This is a genomic window from Endozoicomonas sp. PH6C (genome assembly GCF_059322965.1).
Genome location: NZ_CP185342.1, coordinates 4,886,410 through 4,908,850, shown reverse-complemented (window position 1 = coordinate 4,908,850; position 22,441 = coordinate 4,886,410). Strand labels below are relative to the sequence as shown.

Here is a 22,441-nt window from a genome sequence, read left to right as displayed (position 1 = left end):
GGGTGTCCAGTGGTTTGAGGATGTTATTCAGGGAATTTCCCTGACCAGCGAACCGGGGGAGGGTTACCAGCGGCTGCTCACGGCTGCGGTCGATACTGGTGAAACAACAAACATCCGCTTCGGATTAAAAGCTGAACCGGGTGAAAACGGAGGGAAAATTATTCTGGTCGTTCCGGCCAGGCAAGTGGCTGATAAGGGCTACCAGCAGGCCAGACAGCTGCTACTCAGCAGTTTTAGCACTATAAGACTGGAGCAGCAGCAATCCCTGAACAGGGTGATTTCCGATTATAACCAGAAGCTGAAAGAGGCAACGGGGAATGATCAGTCACCCTACCGGCTGGGTAATATCATAGGCTCCGACATCGCTATACAACCTTATGAACGGCATCCGATCACTTATGTTCCGACCAGCTATGTAGAAAGCCGTTATGAAAACCTGGCTAATTCATTTTCTGTCCTTGGCCGATTGAACACTTCATCAATACAACAGGATCTGTTGTTAAGAGCAAAAACCATTGCGACTGGATTGGCTCGTGACATCAGTGGCAAGACGCCGGGCCGTTCCCTCACCGCCTTTTTAATGCACTTTTTATTGACTGAGTACTATTTCACTTTGGAAAAAGTAAGCCCCAGAACGGATGGCTTTGGGCTTATGGTGTCGCCTACCGATGCCTTGGTGTCAGTTTTGCCAGAGAGCGATATCGAGACGATTAAAAGCTATTTGGACAAGGTAAAACTGACGGATCTTGCTGGGCAACTGTCAGAAGCACTGGATAAATTGTCTCTTGATCGGTTTGGTCAACTGCCTGCCGGGCATTCAGTAAGGCGGGATTTTGATACGTCAGTTGATGAGGTGTTTAAACATGCCCTCAGTCTCAGGTACCAGGATGGAAAGGTGCTCCCTGCCTTTCAACTGGCCGTTACCCATACCGGTAGCCCCTGGCAGCCGGTGACGCCGGGAAGCACGAAACTGGTGCTGCACAGAATGATGCCCCAGACATCGCGGCAGCCAGTCATTGGGGCTACCGCTTCGTCCGCCAATATACTGATGCAGTTTTGGGGTGAGGACAGTCCGTTAAATCAACGCTCTGGCACTGGGATTTTGCCTGCCGACGTACTGTCACAAGTTTCTGCCCTGAAGGAGGGTATCAAACCGGGAAGTGGGCCGGTGCAGAACCGGCTGTTTCTTGAGCAGGTTGACCGAACCTATAAGCGCCTTGCGGAATCAAAAGAAAGTTTTAGTGTTGAGCTGAGCAGGGTGATTTCAGGGCTTGACCAGGAGAGCCTGGAAAGCTTGGGCAGAGAACTGCTGAGAGTGGTCAGCGCTGACCAGGACGGGGTGAATAATCGTCCGGGGATGAAAAAGCTGGCTCACAGAATGGTAAAACCCCTTGCCAAGTTTGTTGTCGGGCAATGGGCTGGCAACAGGGTGACCAGGGAATCGCTGGAACCCTTAGCCCGCCTGATGGAGCTGTCTGCTTCGCGGAGCCTGACGGTTAAGTCACAGGATAATTTAACCATCAACAAAGTTGTTCTGCGCACAGATCTGCCTCTGGGTACCATTGACTTTGCGAAGGGTGCACCAGGCCAGCCTGACACTCTGGGAATCGGAGCCTTTGACCAGTTTGGCATCAAGCCTGGCGGTGGCTACCTCATTGAACCATCACAGGGCACCCCCTCCAGCGTCCTTGTTACGGGCAGTGATGACGATGCCATGGTATTCCCGAAAACGCGTATTACCTGGGATTTGGGTATTTATAAAGAAAAGGCTATTTCCCCGGGGTGGTCCGGTTCGTTACAGGACGATATCAGCGCCCTGATTAAATTGAATGGTCCCGGGGAGCTGGGTGGAAAACGTCGTATGGCCCAGTATCTGGCCCATGAGCACAGGATTGACTTAACCACTGGTCGGAACATTGAGATTGTTCTGCGCCCGGATCTGAAGCTGGAGCAAAGCCAGATTATTGCCCCGGCTGCTGACCACCCAGGGGAGCCTCCGGTGATCGTGCGACTGGGGATGGCAGACAGAAACCAGTTAACTGAAAAAAAGGTATTTGGCAGTACCGTCAGCCGCTTGTTCGGGTTGGCCGCCGCTCATAGTTCAAAACTCGCGACGCTACCTTTCCAGAGTCAGGGCGACCCCATGAAGACCATTCATTCTGTGGGGGAAAAATCTAAACTGTCGTCTGATTATCAGTCGGTGGTGTTGGCCAATGATCAAATTCCTCCGGTAGATCAACCACCGGCCAGCCCGATCGGCAGAGCCCTGAATGATCAGATTTATGGTTCAACGGATGACCGTCGTGACATTGATCTGTCCACGAAATTACTTCTTGAAGAAGCCGTTAGAAAAGGCAAATCGGAAAAGATCACACTGGACGGGACCGGTGGCAGGCTTAAGGGGTATTTTCATCATGGCAATGGTGGCCCGGCAGCGGATAAAAAGGTCGTGCTGTTTCTCCATGGAACTCATTTATCCTGTGAAACCCAGGTCAAAACCACCTGGATGCATTACCGTAATCAGGGTATGGATCTTCTGGCGGTCAACGGACGGGGGTTTGGCAACAGTGATGGCTCCCCCGGTATGAAAGGGCTAACGGACGATGCCTGGACCATGCTGTCGTACCTGATTAAGGATCGAAACATAGACCCCAGTCGTATTGTGATTCACGGCTATTCCATGGGAGGTGCTGTCGGAGCGCATCTGGTCAAGACGGCTGCGGTCCGGCAACAGTTGCCAGCGGGGTTTATTCTTGATCGTCCCATGGCCAGTCTTGGGGCGGCTGTCGTGGCTCATGGCCTGGGTGTTGTTCCCGGTTCTGGCCGTATGATCAACAGGCTGGCAAAACGGTTTAATATCAGAGAAAACCTGCGCAAGGTGTCCACCAAGCTGCCATTGATGTTGTTTTCAGATAACGAAAATCTGGGTACACACGCTGAAAAACTCAGAAAACAATTGCAACAGGATGGTTTTCGAGTGGTTGGTGAGGCTGCCAATGTGGAGCATGAAGACATCAACCGATTGATGGCTCGTTACAAGGACCAAATTGGTTTATTCATTCGCTCCGCCACTGAAAACCCCAGACCTGAGAATAGAACCCCGCCTGAGCGGAAGGCTTCCTATGAGGGGCCTCAGAGCCTGATTCAGGAGGTTTGGGGTGAGGAACCGCGCGATTTTGATGAGCTGGGGTCACGGATTGGGTTATTCAGTGATCTGCAACCAACGGCACTGCCCGATGAACAGGATAACCGTTTATACCGAACCCTGGTTAATGAAGCACCCCATGACCTGAAAATGCTCAATGGGGACAATACCGGCTTTAAGGCTGCCCTGAACTGGCTTTTGCGAGAATATCCCTCTACCAGGGCCAGTAAAGCAGTCGGTCAGATTCTTGAATACATCAGACAACATCCCGGGGACAGCGCCATCACTGAGTGGGCCAGGTTTTTGCTGGCTCACTACGATGGGACGGCCGCCTGGGATAAGCAGAATTTCAGTGCCGCTATCGGTAAGGAACTCTGGCAGGAACTGTCCAGGACTCAGCTGGATCAGCCTGCCCGGCAACGTATGGCTAAAATGGCTGAGTTGGCAGCAAAGGGCGAGCGCAAAGGGGACCTGGTAGCAGCGGAGGGTCTGAAGGGTCTGGGAAACCTTGCTGCTGACAAGTCAGGAAATCCCCATACCATCCTTGACCCCTCGGAAACAGACTTTGAGCCTGTGGTCAGAAAACGAGCACGGGCGATTGTTCGGAGTGATTCGAGGGAGGGTTTTTTTCTAGTCAATGGTGAGAACTACCGGCCTTCGGATACGAAAATCATTCGTGCAGACGATGGTCAAGATTCTGTTGGCATCATCCTTTCCAAAACCTGCAAAAGAGAGGTGGGAGCTTCCTGTTCAATGCGGGTTCTGCTCTCTGACCAACCGGTAGAACGGCGAGTTATTGAAGTATTGCCGGACGTGGTTGCCAAGGATGAATCTGCCCGGTTCCAGCTATACCGCTATGGGGCTTTCAACGGTGAAATTTACCAGATCATCAATGAGAGTGACTCACTCATCAAGGGTCGCCGGGTCGTCGGTGCGGACTCGCTGGTTGCTACTCATCGCCAGATAGAACAGAAAAAACGCGATGGCGGCTTAGGGCGTCCCATTCCGATACCGGTCGGCTCAGTTGAGATTAAGGATATTCTGGTAGAAAAAGAGACAGGCCTGATATTTCAATGGGAAAAGGATTACAAAAAAGCCATCCAGCTGGCGGATGCTGACCCGATACTGAAACTGGAGACCGTTTCCGGCCAGAGTGTTGACCTGGTTCGAAGTGAAAGGCCTGACCGCCCCCTTCCTGATCTTTCGCAATCCTCGGATATTTCGCCCTGGGTTTTGAAAAAACTGAAATTCATTGAAGGCGTTCAGCGAAGTATCCAGGCAGATAATGGCGAGTCTCTTCCTGCTATGCCGGGGCTTGATCAACAGGCGATTAAAGAGGCGATACCAGCCGATGTAATGGAAACGATGATCGGCTCGATTTCTAAAAGAATTCTGGATAATGAGGGTCTGCGTCCTCCCTTTTTCGTCAACGAGACTGAGGCTAACAGGTGGGCAACACTGTTTGTGGACTCCATGCTGGAAGGCAGTTTGCCAAAGATAGGGATATTGATTTCCCGTATGGAACGTTTGGGATTCCGTTTCGATGCAGACGACCAAAGTAATATGGCATTTTGGTACGGAAAACGCCCTGATACTTTGCTTGGTTATAAAAAAATGGTCAAAAGCTACACAAAACAGGAAGTCGTTACTGATATGGATTTGAATGGTTTGGCCAAGCTGCTGTCAATGGGTGACGAACTTCGGAAACTAAGCAGGCGGGAGTACCCGGAAAAAACTAAAGAGGTGCTTTATGAGTTATTTAGAAGGAATCCTGTCATTACGAGCTCTTATTTTGCTGCGGGTGCTCAAGGCAGAGTTTATGTTTTCGCGGAAGGTGGGCTGAGGTACGACAATTATTTCTGGAATAACGAGCTGCCGATTTTAAGAGCCTTGCAAAAGGAGCAAAAGGATAGAAAGGTTACCGATATTCGGGTAGTGACTGGCCCTCCGGTAAAGCAGCCACCGCTTGACCAGCCCCTGGGAAAGGGTTTGATCGACGGTATTACCATGAAGGCTCCCTATGGTAGCCTGAATGCTGAGTTAAAAAGCAAACTGCCCGCAGGGGATTACAAAAAGAATGATTTTGTCGATGTGCCGGTGAAGGCCGATCTGGTTGACCGGGTATTGGGGAAAAAAATACCCTTCTATCTGCTGCGCTCAGAGCTGGATTGGATGGTGGCAAAAAAGGCTGATGGCTTCAGGGTCAGCCCCTGGGCTGATGGCGGAACGGAAAAAATGATCAGGGTAGATGATCCGGACGATCCGCAAAAAATATCAGCTGCCCAGAAGTTTATCCTGGCAAATTATGGACGATTTGATGAGCTTCCTGATCAAATCGAGCTAACCGGTAATAAGATTTTTACCATTGATGGCAATGACAGGACACCCGTTGCGCTAAAACAGGATGACCGATGGGTTTACTTAAAACAGCCCGACGGGCTCCATTCATTTGGTGTCAAGGTTAATAATAAAGAGACCAGCGATGTTGTCCTGTTCAATTCCGGCCAAACACCCGATGCTCTTTTAAAAGCAGCTGAAGCCGCCAGTGATTTTGTTTCAAGAAGTGATTCAGAAAAAATATCTTACCTGGCTGTCATTGAGGAAAGTGGCGACACGATTGGCATACTGGCCAATTCACCTGAATTTACAGACAGTGATAAGTATGATGATTTTGTTGACCGGTTCAGAGACAGTCTGATTGATTATTTAAGCAATAATGAAATCGGCAAACGTTTCAATCAATACCTTCAAAACCTGACAGGGAAGCTGGCTCGTCCTAAAAAGTTAAGTGACCTGGATTCCGGTCTGCCTGAGACGCGTTTTCCAAAAGAGCTCAAGTTAATACTGGTTCTTGAGACTCCGGAAAGCCTTGCCAAGTTGGAGTCCGGGAAAAAGAAAAGGCGAATAATTGCCCACAACACTTCGGCTGGAGAAGGCAAAACGCTGGAGTACTCCGGTTCAATTACCCGGCTACGGGTTGACCCAACACTGGATAATGCGTTGGGTAAACGGAACTATCAATACAACTTCTCCAGAGTCGCTATGGAGATGATGGCCGCGACTGCCCCTATCGCCGGTAAAGGTATAGGTAGCATAGGTGGCAGAGGCATGGTAGAAGTTGCCAAAGAGGTGCTCAATACCCGTGAGAACCTGAGCGACATTGATATCAGAAACGAAATACTCCGGAATTCTTATTTTGATATTGACGGTATTCCTGAATCTTTAACGCAAGCGTATGGCGAACTAAAAGCCAATGCCAAGGTTGACCCTGTTGCCTGGGATAACCAACCCAACCGGATTGGCTTTGAGCAAGAGTATCTCGATATATACGTTCTTAATGAACAGGATGATGCCCTCCCGGGCGTAGATCAACGAAGGAGCCTCGCCAGTTCGAAATTCGGTCGTCAGGGCTACCCTCTTCTCAATATTTCAACAGATACCCATCGTGGTGGCACGATCATTGAGGTCATCACCGGGCCTCTGACCCTTGATGAGTATAATAAGAAAACCTACTACCGGGTTATGGCAAAGCTGAAAAAAAGCTTCAAGGCGATTCCCCAGGACGGAGCGGAGTCGGTGCAGGGATTTGTTGACCGGTTTAACAAAAGCCTGGAGTCATTAGGTGATGAGGCTGCAGCTTACAAGCTTCGCCTTAATCCTTATTATTCTGGTGATACCCCACTTAAAAACATAAGGTTCACTCGTAACGAACAACGGGAAAAGTTGACTGTCAGGGCCCAGGGAACAATAAATGCCAATTATCGAGCCATTGGTGACCCGTTTACCATGCTTGCCGATCTTATTTATTCAGACTCCCAAAAATCAGTGCTTCCCGATTTCCTGAATGCCCAGGTCCTGGCTCATAAATACGCAAAGTACATTGATACGGATAGGGTCACTGAGAATATAAAGTCCTTCCTTGTCCATTTGTTCTTCGAACGACTTATAATCCACGGAGCGCCTGATCCTAAGGAACAAACAAAAACGAGAATGAATTTGCTGTTCAGGTTTGGGGAAGTCGAGGCAATTACCTCCATTCTAAGTGACGGGGAAGTCAAGACACTGGAGCGTTATTTTTCCCGGAAGTCTATTGAAAGCCTGACGGATGAGATGCATGGCGATATTTTGTCGAGATTTTCCGAGGAAATAACCTTTGAGGAGCTGAAACGATCCATGCTAGAGGAGCGGCTAAAAAGCGTTTTGGAAGCCATTGCGGTAAGAAAGAAATATGGCGCTTTTCAGGTTCCGGCTCCGGATTTATTTTCGGCTTTTTCAGGCCACCGTGTCATGCCTATCGGGGAAGGCAAAAGTGAGCTGATCAGTCTCGGAACGCTTAACCCTGGCTCCAGGCTACCGATTGTGAAGACGGCTGATGATCAACATCACGTTAAAATAGAAATCAGGCATACTCAATCGCAGATACTCTCACTGGTCCGGCAATCACCGGAAAGTTCAGGCATGTCCGGCTGGCTGGCACTGATGATGAATCCCGATGCCCTGGGTAGCAAACCCGAGGCCACCCGGGACTTTATTTTAGGCCTGGCGGACACAGCGGCGAATTACAACGAGATTAATCAGGCCAAATTTTTTCATGAAATTCTGCGGGACAAGTTTGCCGGCCTGGTGAATAAGGGCGATGAACGCATCCAGCAGGTGGAAGACATTTTTATTGATTTGAGCCGACAAGAAGACTCTGGCTTTATCAGTGATGCCAGCAGGCAATATTTGCTGGCTGAGCTGATCAAGCACCGGGCCCGTAAGCTACACTCCGATCTGCTCTATGATCAGCAAGATTCTGCTAAACAGCAGGTTATCAGGCTGGCGCAACTCCACGCTCTTTCTGAAACGCCCCCGGTCGAGTTTGAAACGACTGGCGGCAAGACCATCAAGCTGGAATTTGATGCCCAGAAGTCCATGAGGGAATATCCGCAGAAAGATCAGAAGGGTCTGAAAACCTTGGTGGTGGGTGTCAGGAACGACCTTGCTTATGACAACAAGAACAAGAACAAGAACAACTACCGGGTAACCTACGAAGGCATTGACCTGGATGAGATCAAAATAAAAATAAACGGGAAAGATCTCCTGCCCAAAACGATTCTGGTGATTGATAAAAACCATTACTGGCAGGCACTGTCCTCTGGAAGCCTGGTCAAGGATCAGTTGCAGTCGGATATTGACTGGATTGTCGGCCAGTTTTCAGAAAGGGATATAGCGGAAAAACTGGAGGCATTAGGCAAAAAAGTCGAGGAAAACCTTGATTTAAATGCGGGCAGGGGCATCCGCATTGAATTGATGCCAGAGTGGTCGTCGGCTAAGAGCAGGGTACTTATGTATGACCGGGATGATCCGGCCCGGCCAGTGCAAGTGCAGTTGGGAACCCTCCGTGCCGAAGGGGAGACCCTTCCCGGTCTTGTTAAAACCCTGTACCCGCTGGCCCTGGCCGCCAGTTACACGAACAAACCTGACCCGGCACAAGCCTTGACTGACCGCAGAAGAAAGCTGATTAGTACTATCTGGAATCAAAATACCCGGCAGGATTTCCTTGTTGACTTTGTCGATACCGTTGGCTTAACGGCTGGTTATGACCTGGTCGAGGTACCGAGGTCAAAAGACAGCCTTTATCACAAGATAATGGTCGATCAGGAACACGACTGGCAGATTCGTTTCGGTCTATTTACTGACTTCGAGGTGGCCTTTAAACAATTACCACCAGAACGACTCAAGCAGGTGTTTGCCCGGGCCTTTCAATACCTTGGCCAGGTGCCGGAACCGGAGCGTGCCCTCTTTATTTTTGCTGTGACCAAAACCTATGAAACCCTGAGTCAACCGGTTAATGGCAACCGGGAAAAAGCAGACGCATTGTTAAAAGCCATAGGTCCTGAGCATCTGACCAGCATGAAGGACTACGCTGTCTCAGGCCAGGAAAAAACGATTATATCTATGGAAAGCGCACTGCGGTCAGTGCTAAGGCAGGTCAGGGGAGATGATGGTCTGGTGCGGGTCGTGTTTCCATCGTCCGGCCAGCCAGTGCTGGTTCTTGATCCTTCCGAGTTTGAATACAGTGGCAGGCAACCGCTTGAATTCGCCATCAGTGATTACGGCGGTAAACAGATACAGTTTGTTTTCAGGAGTGAACCAGCCTCTTATGAGCGGTTACCGTTTAAGCTGCTGATTGACCATGCCAAGGGTGATTTCAGGCTGGTCATGACGGATGCTGATTCAGGCACTGACCGTCTGGTTTTGAAGCTTGATAAAGCCGCCTCAATACAGCCTCAGGTCAGCCCCTTTTTGGCAAGCCCGCAAACCATTAAGACGACAAAAGTCGTCAGTTCGGGAGGGGGCCAGCGTTTCTCGCTGGTCAGGATGAAAGGCAGTGGACAGTACGGGATCGTTCTGCAAAATGCTAAACCGGGTGTAAACACTGAGCTGAAGAATGTGCGGGTCGTGCCCTTCGGTGAGACAACAACCGCCCGACACATTCAGGACGCTATCGCAGTGGACAGTGAACTGAACCCCACAACAGGTCAGCCCAAGAAAGGCTGGTTATTCACTGCTTCTGACCCGGAACTGAGGTTCATTCTCTTTCATCTCTCCGCAGGACTGGCTGACAAGGACATTGATGGCATTGGGAAAGTAAAAAAAATGCATCATTCGCTGGCGCTTTTTTTTAAGAGTACCGACGAAGGCAAGGCATTAAAAACACGGTTAGCCCCATTGGCCACTAAGCTGGCTCGACCTGCTTCTTTGAGTGACCTCCCGCAGATTTCACAGGCAGCCGAAGGAAAAGTTTCCCGCCTCATTCCCGATCAGGCCAGGGTTCTGGTGACACTGGACATCGCCAGTAAACAGAATCAACGCCTTGAGCGTTACCAGGGACAAAATGGGTTTGTGACAATAAAGATAAACCCGTTAACCATCAGGCAGGGCGCAGAAATCAGTGATAGCACCCGGCTGTTTCCCAGACTGGCCAGTGTGTTTCCGGAGCTGTTGCCTGCCAGTGGCGAGCTTGAGTATGAAAACCGCATCAGGGAGAGTTTGGGATTGCCCGCCATTGAGCAAAAAATCTCGGACGCCATCGCTAAGGGAGATGAGCAACTTGTCGTCCGATCCATTGAGGTAGCCGAGGGGCTGCGTCTGACGATTGATGAACAGGGGGCTTATGACCAATTTAAACGACAGATTGTTGTTGCAGAAATGCCTCCGAAAAAGGATGGCAAGCCTTATGCGCAGCTGGTGATGGATGCTGTAGACTCCCTGCGGTTGGAAATCAGTGATCCTGAGTCGTTTAAGGCCGTTTCCGGTCTGGACGTGGAAACAGTCAGCCGGGTGTTAACCGAAGCGCTGCGTGATAACCAGGCGAACGGTCGCTATCTGATTGAAAACCTTGAGCGTGTTAACCGACAACTGGTGGAACTGACTTCAGGTAAACAGCTGCGTTTTAAAGCGGTGAACAATGAGCTGATTGAAAAAATCAAGACTTCCCTACCTGATTTTATTGATGCTGAACCAAGGTCCCCCAAAGGGTCACCGGTCAAGCAACGGGTGTTCGTCAATTTACAGTCCTGGGGAAGCCCGCTGTCTGGCCTGGATAGCCTGATGCCCAGTGACAGTAAACAACGGTTTCTTGCCAAGTGTCGTTTAGAAGCAGAGCAACTGGCGCAGAGGTATACGCCGGTTGATAGCCAGTATCGATCTTATATTAAGTCCCTGTTTACCAACTTCCTGTTTCAAAGCATTACTAAAATTGACAGACAAGTGACGTCTGATTTTCCCGCAGGGTTCATGCCCTTGACGGGTGTCAGTGATGCGGTGGCCGGCGAGTTACCGCAAAATGCAGCGATAGAGCTGAGCGAGGCACTGAATAAAAAAAGCCGTTTTGACTCTTTCACTGCGGCTATGAAATCGGCTGCGCGTCGCATCACTGATGTTGCCAATATTGATAAAAATGCTCTAAAGGGTCGTCTGTTTGATAAAACCGTGTACAGCGTTTTTTCGGAAACTCTGTCGCGCAGGGTGTCAAAAGGAGAGGCGTTCCAGTTACCTGTTGAGCCCATGTCGCTGAGCCCGCGAACCAGCGACCCTGTCATTGACCCGGTAGCCATTAACGAAGAGCAACGCCAGCCACTGGTAAAAAGTGGTGACCAGGTGTTTGGCATGGTGAGTGTTGATATCGAGCGAGTGGCCGCCAGGCAAAACCTTGAGTCAGAGGAAGTGGATGGATTATTGCAATTAACCCGGCAGTCGGGCATTGGTGGCTCAGATTCAGAAACTCTGGCCTTTATTAAGAATCTGGAAACGGTTTTCAGCGATGTTACCGACGACCCCCCGCAGTCCCTGACTGAAGACATTACCAGAAGAGTCGGTGAGCTGGGTCCCAATGATCGGAACCGACTTGGGCAGGTATTGATTGATTGGGTCAGTCAAGAGCAAAAAACAGGCATTGTTGCGGATCAGAGCCAATGGCAAGCGCGTTCTAAACTGGCTGCTGAGCTGCTGAAACTTGAATTCAATGATATTGCCGGACAGTTGGCAGCAGATGAACGCCTTGAAGACGTTCAGTGCCGGCGGGTGGACGCTTTAAGCAGGCTGACTGGTGTAGAGAAATTGTCGCTGGATGTCAGGGGAACACGGGTTGAACTGGACTTAAATCCAACTCTGACTCTGGATGCCTCCTGGGTGGATACCCGGCAAAACCGAATGGTTATTGGCACCACAAAGACACAGGGGCTGGTGGCTGTTGGTGCCTTAAAGCTGTTTAAGGAGCTGGACAAGGCGATTGGCGGAAAACATACCGATAGTCTGGTAGCCCTCGGGGTTCGAAATAATCCTGAAGGTCTCGCGATCAACGATCCGGGCAGGGTCAGGGTAATGCCAGCCCGCCTGGACGTGGCGGCCAAACTGGATCGTCTGGAAACAGCCGCCGGGTTAGTAAGAGAATTGGACGCAGTTGGCAGTGGTGACAGTGCAGACAGTGCGGGGTTACTGAAACAGAAAATTTCGAACAGCGTTGAATTACTGAAACAGAGAATTTCAAACAGCGTTAAATTACTGCAAACCATGTCCGGCGATGAGAGCCACTGGAATATCGGCCAGGAGCCTTTTCGCAAACGACTTAATGCTTTTAGCAGAACATTGAACCTGCCCAAGCCGGAGCCGGATATAGCCAAGGTTATTTGTCGCAGGGCTACGGGTGAGAGCTGTGGTCGCTCTGTCATCCAAACCCTTGACAAGGTGGATGATGAGCTGGATAAAGCCCTGACCAGCAGGGAGTTGGAGGCGCTAAAACAGCAACTGATGGCATCGGGTACTGAGGGCAAGGCGGCAGAGCTGCTGAAAACCATTAATCTCTTTGCCAACCAGAGATTTGCTGCCGTTTCGGGAGTCAGCCCCGCGGATGACAGCAAACTTCAGCAGAAGGTGATGACGGAGCTGGTGAAGTTGTTGTCGGAGGGTAAAGTCAGTTCCGTGGACGTGGCTATAGACAGTGTTCTGAAGATATACAGCGAGGCGTTTGCGGAAGACATCAGCGACTTGAGGGAGGCTATCAAGGGCAGCGACGAATTCAAGGCCATTGTCGAGTCCATGGTGGATCAAAAAGGCAGCCATGAAAGCAGTGATGCCCTGAAACAGGCAGGGGCTTTGCGGGAAAACATGATTGACCGCTGGCTCAGGAAGCACAACGTTGACCAATCCCCAACCCTGAAAAAATTTCAGAACGTTCAGGCAAAACTGGGCGCCAAGCCTTGGTTTGGCAAGGCTCAGATGGCGTTCGGTGTGGGTATGGGGATAACGGGCCTGGCCCAAAGCTCGGTGTCGCTGCGCAACTTGAATGAATATCGGGACTATCTGTCACCAGAAACCTATGCCACGGGGATTGCCGGGGTGGCACTGGGATACACTGGCAGCATTTTCAGTTTGTCCAGAACGTCCCACTCGATACTGTCCAAAGCTGCCGGCTTTGCCGACGAAGGGCTGGGTCTTGCCGGTGCGGCCATTGAAAATGCGCCAAGGCTGGTAGGGAAAAGCGCCATCAAATTATCGGCGAAAACCACATCCCGGTTGGCCAGATTTGTTCCCATGGTGGGAGGCTTTGTTGCCGTGGCGGCAGGTGCGGCCGCCCTGGCTTCCAGTGTCATGGCTGCGAAGGATGCCAGTGAGGCAGGCAATAGTGCCCAGGTGGCATTTTATGCAGTGAATGCTGCACTGGACTGCATTGGTCTTGCTTTGGATACGGTCAGTACGGTTATGGAAGCCTCGGTGATTCTGGCACCGGTTGGTTTTGTACTGGATATCATTTCCACCCTGCTTGGACTGGTTCAGACCATCATCGGTCTTTTTATCCCGCCCACCAATGCCCGTCAGGACTTTGATGCCCTGATGACGAGTAAGGCGTTTACAGACTTTATCGATAAGTTGGCCGGGGACGCAGCAGAGGAAGGCTATAGCCGATTTGCCTGGAGGGAAACGGCAGCACAGCATCTTAAAGATCGCTTTAAAACCTATGAAGTGGATTTGCGAACTTTACGACACCAGGTCGTCAAGGATTTAGAGAGCAGCGGTGAAAAAGGCATTAAAATCTGGGATATGGATGCACTGTCCAAAAAGCTGGTGGCGCGCACCACGGATAAAGACGACTATGTGGTGGCAAAAGGCAATAAAGAAGTTCATGGACTGGGGGGCGAAGATAAGATTTTCCTCGAGATGCACCAGGGGAAAGCCTTCGGTGGCGCTGGTAATGACCTGCTGGTGGGGGGAGTGTTTCAGAGTGGGGGTGCCGGAAATGACAGGCTCGTGCATACTCTCGGTAAAGTAGTTCAGGAGGGAGGGAAAGGTAACGATGAAATAAGCCCCGGTACCGGGTTTGCTGTTATTGACGGTGAGGCCGGTAAGGACACTCTGGTCTTGCCCAGCCCTCTGTTTGAGACCCATTTCAAGGGCATGAATCAGGTACAGTGCCTGAGAACTGATTTGGGGGTACGGAAGATTAATGATTTCTCAAAGCTCCAATATCACTGCGTCTTCTGCTATGAAAAAGCAACCTTTAGTTCTTCTGGTGTGGTTGCCAGGTTTAATCAGGAAGCGCTGAAAACGGGGCAGGATGGTTTCCCCTATCTGTTTGAGGTAGATCTCTCAAAACAAACGTTCACCAACCGGTTGGTTGAACTGTTAGAGCGGAAAAAGCAGGAGGGCAATGACTTCGGTATCTTGAAGGACCTGTATGGTTTGCAGAAGAAAGGTAAAGATAGCCTGCGGGTTCACGATTCAGGTATTAACTTTATCAATTATGCAGGTGACCCCACGACCTTCCTGGTTCATAATTATTCCAGACTGAAAAACTGCAAAGGTGAAACTGACATATCCCGAAGTCGTTCAGGTTGCCCTGATGATGAGGATGTGGTGCCGTTCAGTGAAACTGGTACTGATATTCAACCTTTCAAAGAACTCCCTGCAAAAGAACTTTATAAAGTGGGTGATGTTGTTATCGCCCTTCTTCGCAGAAAGGAAGTTAAGCACTGGGACGCTAAAGAGCACAAAAAGCTTTATAAGTCCCAGTCTAAAAAAGACATCTTTGCCCTGAATGTGGATAAGTATCGTCATCATTCTTACAACAGCCTGAAGGCTGATGCAAAAGGACGAATTTATGGGGTTGTAAATGAAAAAAAAATGCCCGGTGGCGGATGTCAGTTGCTTCATCAAAAGACCCGTTGTGCTCGAAGTTCAGCATATAAAACTCTTGAAAATTGCTGTGTTTTTTATGGAGTGGCGGGCATTGATTATATTAAAGAAGACGAAGTTTACGACGGAGCTCTGTATATACATACCAAGGGGCTCAAGGAGAAGAAGGATCGTTCAATCACTATGTACTTTTTGAGTGATAAAAAGGATCGCCTGATTGAGTTTAATCATACACAGTTGCTTGAATATGCCAACCTTAAATCCTTTTACGATAAGAGTAATAGCAGGCGTTACACTCACCTTAATAACCCGGTGGTTCGATTTTACGCGGGTCTTATGGATTTTATCGGAACCCAGGGGGAGGTCAAAAATATTGAAAACGTAGTTGGCAGTGCTTACAGCACCAAAATAATCGGAGATGACCAGAACAATCTGATGGTAGGTAAGAGTGGCCGTAATTTCTTCAAGGGATCATCTGGCGATGACCAGATTGTCACCGGGAGTGAGTTTGATGAAGTCTATGGCGGAGCCGGGCGGGATACCATATCTATTAAGGCCACAGATAAAAGCCGGAAATACGTCGATGGCGGCCCAGGTATTGACAGGGTCTCATACGCCCAAAGTAAACAGGGCTTGACCATTAGGCTTAACAGAAAGCAATTTTCGGCTAAAGACTGGGGAGATGTGTATGACAATGTCGAAGTCTTCGAAGGAACCGATCACGACGATATCATGGATGGGAATGATGAAAGCACTACCTTTATTCCCCGGGCTGGCAACGACCTGGTGTATACCCGCAGGGGGAATGACACTGTACTGGCCGATGGTGGAACCACGAAAATGCAGTTGCATGAAGGAAGTAATAAGGTTTTCCTGAAGGCTGGGAACCATATTGTCGAGGGTGGCAAAGGCAATGATGAAATTTATTTTTCTGGTACCACTCACACCCAGCATCTGATTAAGGGCGGAGGAGGCAGGGATCTGCTAATCAGTACTCTGAGGCCCCGTATTGAATTAACATTCAAACGATTGCCTGTTCCGGGCTCAAAACCAATAGCCAGATCTCCACTCCGGTGCGCAGATTTTGCACCTGTCCGCCTGGTGTTAGATCTTGCCAATAATTTATTAAAGCTAAAAGTTTCAGGTGTCTACGATGCCGCCAAAGGCGAGACAAAAATAAAGCGTGAAGACAAGTTTTCCAGGGACAGCGGCTTTCAGTTGTCATTTGATTTTGACGGGGAGCCGAAGGGAAAAAAAGTGGTACTGGGTGACTTTATAAAAGGAGAAGCCACGATAAGCTGGGGAAGCATTGTTAAGGATAAATCAATGGACTCAGATTTGGAGTCGTTTATTTCCAGTGCCGCCGTTGAAGTTGAGTTGAAGTGGGCACCGGAACACAAAACAAAAGTGATCACTAAAGATGGAAAAATAACAGAGCAGGTAACGACAACGTATAAGAAAAAATGCCAGCCTACTCAATGGTCGGTTGAATACTCAACAATTCATTCGCCATCAGTGACCATCGATTTAACCTGCAAGAAAGATGGTCGCTTGCAGGTACAAAATGTAACGACTCTGGTCGCTCAGGACGGTGATGACAAGATTACCGGAAATCTCGATGAAAATAATAGAATTATCGGGGGCAGCGGTAATAATCATTTAATTGATATGGGGGGAAATAATCAGTTCTCCACAGGAATGGGAAGTAACAACATTACCGCCGGTCCCGGATACGACACGCTTTTGTATCAGGTGATGACCCGGACCTGGCTGAAAAGTCGGCCCTTTATTCCCTACACGCTGGATTCTATTTCGGTGGATATGGCCAGCGGAAGAGTTCTTCATACATGGAAAGCCAATAACAGACAATCTCCCGACAAATCATTTTCAGATCGGTTTACCGGAATTGACCATATTGTTGGTACTGGCAATAGCGATCATTATTCCGGATCGGACGATAACGAGCAGTACACCACGGGCGGTGGTGACGACACTGTGGATATGGGCGGAGGCGATGATCTGGTTATTGTTCTGGATTCCGGGCAGGAGCCGGTAAAACCCAGCCTCAATGGTGGTAGCGGCATCGATACCCTGGTGTTTGAAACCCGTCAGGGCGTCAGGGTGGATCTGCAAGCGGGCAAAGCGAGGATTGGAAACGGAGAGCTATTTCATCTCGGGGGATTTGAGCGGGTCACTGGCAGTGAGAGTAGCGATAACCTTTACGGCGATGAGCTTGATAATGTTTTCACTCCCCGGGCAGGCGACAAGCAGGAAGTCCATGGCAGAGGAGGCAACGATCGCTTTCTGCTGTTTGAGGGGACCCATCGGGTTTATGGCGACAATGGCACGGATACCGTCGATTATCAGGCCCTGGTATTACCCCCCGGTACTACGGGTATTATGGTTCTACAGGATTATCAGGCACTGTCAGATAGTCAGGGCAGGTTCAATGACACCAGCTGGTTTGACCCGGATTGGTCAGGCTATGTCGAACAGGCCGGGTTGCCTTGTCCAAATGACGACACCATTGGCAGGCCAGCCAATGTTTCGGCCACCTGTCGTTCAGGCTTTGTCGTCTTTCGTTATGAGGAGAAATCGACTTTACCCAGAGCGCCAGGCATCAAAGATCAGTTATACGACATTGAAAACCTGTTTGGCAGCCAGGGTGACGATGTCCTTTTCCTGACGTTGGCCGAACATTTAGCCAATGGGGCTGATGGCAATGACCGCCTGGTGGATCTATCAGAGGGGGGAACCCTGAACGGTGGCAAAGGGAACGACATGCTCCATGCCAGCCTTCGTAACGGTACCTTGGGCAGTACCACGGTGGGTGGGCCAGATTTCGATGTTCATTATGGTGGCCCTGGCGATGACAAAATGATTGCGGATCAGGATTCTGACCGATTGATGGGCGATATAGGCAAGGATTTTTATCTCATCGACTGGCAGGCCAGGGGGTCAGAGATTGCTGACCCGGATAATGGCAATATGCTGATGCTCAGGGGTAAAGGGGCTACCTTTGACACTATTGGGCTGGTACTGAATCGGAATTTCAGTCAGCTGGCCTTTCAAGACCAGGGACAGTACTGGGTAACCATCACCCTGGATGCTGTGCCAAGAAGAGTCCGTCCTGATGGCAGCCTGGACACCGGGCATTTTGTCGAAGCACTCCACCAGCACTTTCCTTATCTGCGCATTGAGGATACTGAAAAAGGCAACAAAACGTCTGCGGCTCCCCTGACCAAGCAAGATTTAAAGCTTTTTTATCAGGACCGATTGATAAAGGATATCCGTCTGGACAACATCCTGATTGCAGAGGCTGGCGATCAGGTGATTTATGCTGGTATCGGCAATGATGACCTGCTGGCACTGGGCTGTCGGAAACCCAACCAGACGGAAGGGGGTTCTGGCTGCCACTACCAGCTCTACGGTGAAGAGGGGCACGATACTTTCCTCGTGCGCAATGCGACAGCGGATGTCTATCCGGGATCAGGCCATAACCAGCTTGCTGCGGGTGAAGGAGCCAGGGTTTTTGTCAGTTTTGATCCGGACCAATCACAAACCTTCGCGCTCTCTTTGCCATCTCCGCCAGAACAGCTCAGGTCCGTTTCCTGGCAGTCCGTTGAGCCAGGGCAACTGGTCAGCCATGGCGGGCCCCTCACTGGTGAAAATAGTGCAGGCTTCAAGAATGCCCGGCAGTTAACTGAAAGAAGTCAATGGCTGGAAATACCGGGCCTGGTGACGGGTGGAGCCATGACACTGTCATTGCAGTTGCGGGTTTCTGGTCTGGATCAGGCCTTTCTTCCCATTATTTATTTTGCTGATGCCGTTGGTCGTCATGGCATCAGGGTGGATAAAACGGGCCGTGATGATCTGGAACTGACCCTTTCTGATGCGGCTGCTGAAACCACCTTTCATAGGCGGGTGCCTGATTTTTTTCAGGATGGCCAGTGGTTGCACATGGCACTGCGGGTCAATCGTACGGGCAGTGTGGGCATTTATAAAGATGGGAAAAACGTTTTGGAAGGCGTCAGGGTTGATGTGCCAAAACGGATGATCAGGCTCATGAATTTTCTGGGTCGGGAAGCGGTGGGCACTCAAAACCCCAGTAACGCAACGTTGAGCGTTGCCGGGCTGATGGTGGTCGATCATCCGATGGCTGATGAGGCCATTAGTCAGCTGGCCAAATCCCCCAGCGGAAACCTGGTGAAGCTGTCGTCTGAGTGTGATTCAGTTGAAGTGGCTCTGACTCATTATCCTGACTATCTGGAGTTGGGTGCCAGGTACTACCTTGATGGTCAGGATACGGTTCGTGACTGGCTCCAGTCTATTGAACGTTTGCCGGGTATGATTCCTGAATCGGATGGACGACACGTCTTTGTTGCGGATAAAAACAGCAAAAAAGGGTTGTTTCAGCAGGGCGATGGTTACAGTGAGATTGTCGAGGCTCCGGGGCACGCCGATTTGTTGGTGGTGAACGTTAATCAAGATAGTCAGGTTGTCTTTCGTAAAGAGAATGATGACCTGATGATTTATCTTTTCAAGGATGGCGAAAGCCTGAAAACGGCTTCTTTGACCAGCGTTTCGGATCGGAGACGATATCAGAATTATTTTAATAGCAACCATTCGGATCGGGTTGAGCGCATTCAGCTGGATCATAGAGTTTTGCGGTTGGAAGACGTTTGGTCGCTCACCCGCGATTTTCCACAACCCTCACAAATCCTCAACAAGGCAAGACTTGAGGAGGTCAGGGTGTTGGAACGCCAGGGACAGTTGCTGCTGTTCTTTGGCGGAAACCATTTTCCCCTGGGAATGACGTTGGGCCAGTTGTGGCCGGTTGTCTGGGATAATTATGAGAATGATCCACTGGTCACATTAAGCTGCCCAACCGTTCAGCCCACCAGAGGGACAAAGGCAATATGTTCCCTGTCGGCCATGGATTGGCGCGGGTTGGCCCGGGCTTACGGACAGGTGTTGCTTTCCGGGTCAAACAAGGACATCAGTGATGAACACTTGCTGCAGCTTAGTGCCCGTAATGTGTTTGAGAAAACGGCTGGGTTCTGCCCGTTGACTGACATTGCTGCGTCCTCGTCAGACTGTATAGTACGCTTGGGTTCTTCGGGCGCTGACAAGTGGCACTCATCAGGGGAGACAGGTGCCTTTTTTGGGCTGGGCGGTGATGATCAGTTCACGGTAACGGATTTACGCTGGGGTTATCTCGGAGGCGGTGAGGGCTATGATTCGCTGGTGCTTGCCCCCAAAGTCTCCGTCGGTACGTCGTTTATTGTTGATGGCAACCAACAGCACATTGTTGTGGATGGGCAGGTAAAAGGCTCAGTGTCCGGATTCGAGTCTATCCACTGGCAGGTATCCGGTTCTGGCCAATTTATCCCACCACCGGAGGTGAAACAGTTAACGGTTACTCTGGGAGATGTGCAGGTTAAAACCGGGGGCAGGCTTGAAACCATTGTCGTTGGTGACACCGGAACTGTGCGACTGCTGGATACCGGTTGGAACTCGGTGACTATCTCCTGCAAGGAAGATGGAACCGGGCTTGAGAACGTCCATTTTAACTATCCGGGCATCAAGTTGTCCGACCTGATGGTGCAAAAGTTTGAGCCAGCAACAACGTTTGAGAATATTCTGACGGGCGGACAGATGACACTGTCCTGTTTTGTCAGTCCTGGTGTGTCTGGAGATGTGTCTGGAGATGTGTCTGGATCTGCCGAGGTTGAGTTGTTTGATTTTTCTGACTTGACGGACAGCGACAAGGGGGCAATGACCCTGCTGGTCAGTCAGGGGAAGGATCTGGTTATAAGGGTATTGTCGTCTGAAGGGAAAGAACGAAGGATTGACGCCAATGACTTTTTCCCACCGGGCAAAAAAACGCACCTGCTGGTGTCCCAGAATCAGAACGATTTGATGATTTATCAAAATGGCCAGCTTATCCAGTCTGAAGTGCTTGCTCCTTTGCCCAGGGCTTTACGCAGCAGAACGCAGATTGGGGACAGTGCCAGAGGTTGGCTGGACGCGGTGGTTTTGGTGGCTGGCAGCGTTAACGCCAGAACCGCAGCTTTGCTGGCAGAAACACCCAGCGGAAAGTTGACTCGGTTAAAACGAATCGATTCCCCTGAGCTGGGTGTGGTGGTCAAAGGGGGCGGGCCAAAAACTGTCACCGTGGGTCAGCAGCGCTTAACTCTGGATCATACCGACTTTGTTGAGAACCAAAGCATGAAATCTTTGGAAAATTTTCGGAAGGATGCTGAATTAACGGAGCCAAAGGTTAGCCCTGATGCTGCGGGTTCAGTGACCACCATCGCTCCGGTAGCTGCAACTGCAAAGCCTGCGGCTACTGTCGAAAATCGACTTACCCCCACAAAAAATACTCAGTTTACTCAGGTAACACCGACTCCTACCCAATTAAAGCCAAGTGTTCAGCCCCTTGTGTTTCCTAATACTTCATTGACTGTTCTTAAGGAGGAGGCGCCTGAATTAACCAAGATACCGGGGGGGGAAGATCTGCTTGCCAGGGCAAACAACTCCACTGAGCCTGAGTTCAAAGAGCTTGAATCCCTTCCATGTTTTTCCAGTGGCTCACCTGCAGGCAGTGGGAGGGATTCGAGTACCAGTAATAAACGTCAGTTTTCGTACAATGGACTTCAGTGCAATGAAAGTTCTGTCGAGTTGCTTGATTATCACCAGGCACCGCAACTGCAGGTTCCTCTGGGTGATCAATGGTCGGTATTGGGAAACTGCTCTGCGCTTTGCTTGCCTCTGGTGCCTACTGGTGCCTCTCTTATCCCGACTGTTTCTTCTTCTTTGCTCAACCAGACTGAATGCTTTTTGCCTTGTAATGTAACAGGTTTAGTATGGGATACCGAAGGGGGCAAAAATTACAATATAACCGAGTTAACACCCTTTTCTTATGGAGAAACCATCGACTGTTACACGCCATGCCAGGGCCCGGCGGCTGCAATGGCAAACGAGTACAGCCAGCCAGTTGAGGTCGATCTTGATGAGCAACGGGTAACATCGGGTCAGACACTGGACGTGCTTCTTCAAGAGATCAGGGATTTTAAATGGAACAGTAAGACTGATGTTTTATTAAAGGGAGATGACTTTGACAACACCCTTGAGCTGGGCTCATCCGCCTTAAATGGGCGGGTTCAATCAGGGCCTGGAGATGATCATATAAGGCATCGGTCCCCAGGCAAAATGGTTTATCAATACGAACAATGGGGCGGCGTGGACCTTATACAGGTATTGGGAGAGGGCAATCTGGAGTTGGATTTTGGCGATGTAGCTATCAATGACATCACTGTAACGGAAAGTCTTGGCGTAGTTGAAGTTGAAGTCAAATTCAAACATGGTGATGAGGGTAAGGAAGTAGAAGACCTGTTTTATATCACCGGGAAATCCAAATCAGGAAAAGACAGTTTTGACCAGCCGCGCCTGACCGGTATTCGTTATAGAGATGACAGCATTCAAAAGGATGACCTGAATATTCTTATTCAGAGTATTAACCAGTTTGAAAATAAGTTTCAAACGTCGGTTTCGCCATCAATCTCGCCGACTGCCACCCGGAGTGTGCCGCTGGTTTCGACTTCCTTTGCGGGGTGA

General features: G+C 50.0%; 1 protein-coding gene (cut by a window edge). It reads left to right on the top strand.

Annotated features, from left to right (window positions below):
* A protein-coding gene (locus tag ACOMG9_RS18165; RefSeq protein ID WP_494529215.1) for an anthrax toxin-like adenylyl cyclase domain-containing protein crosses the window boundary here: on the top strand, positions 1 to 22,441 show its 3' portion. The gene continues 7,370 nt to the left of window position 1, outside the view; 22,441 of the gene's 29,811 nt are visible here — the last part of the coding sequence; its start codon lies off the left edge, out of view; the stop codon is at positions 22,439 to 22,441.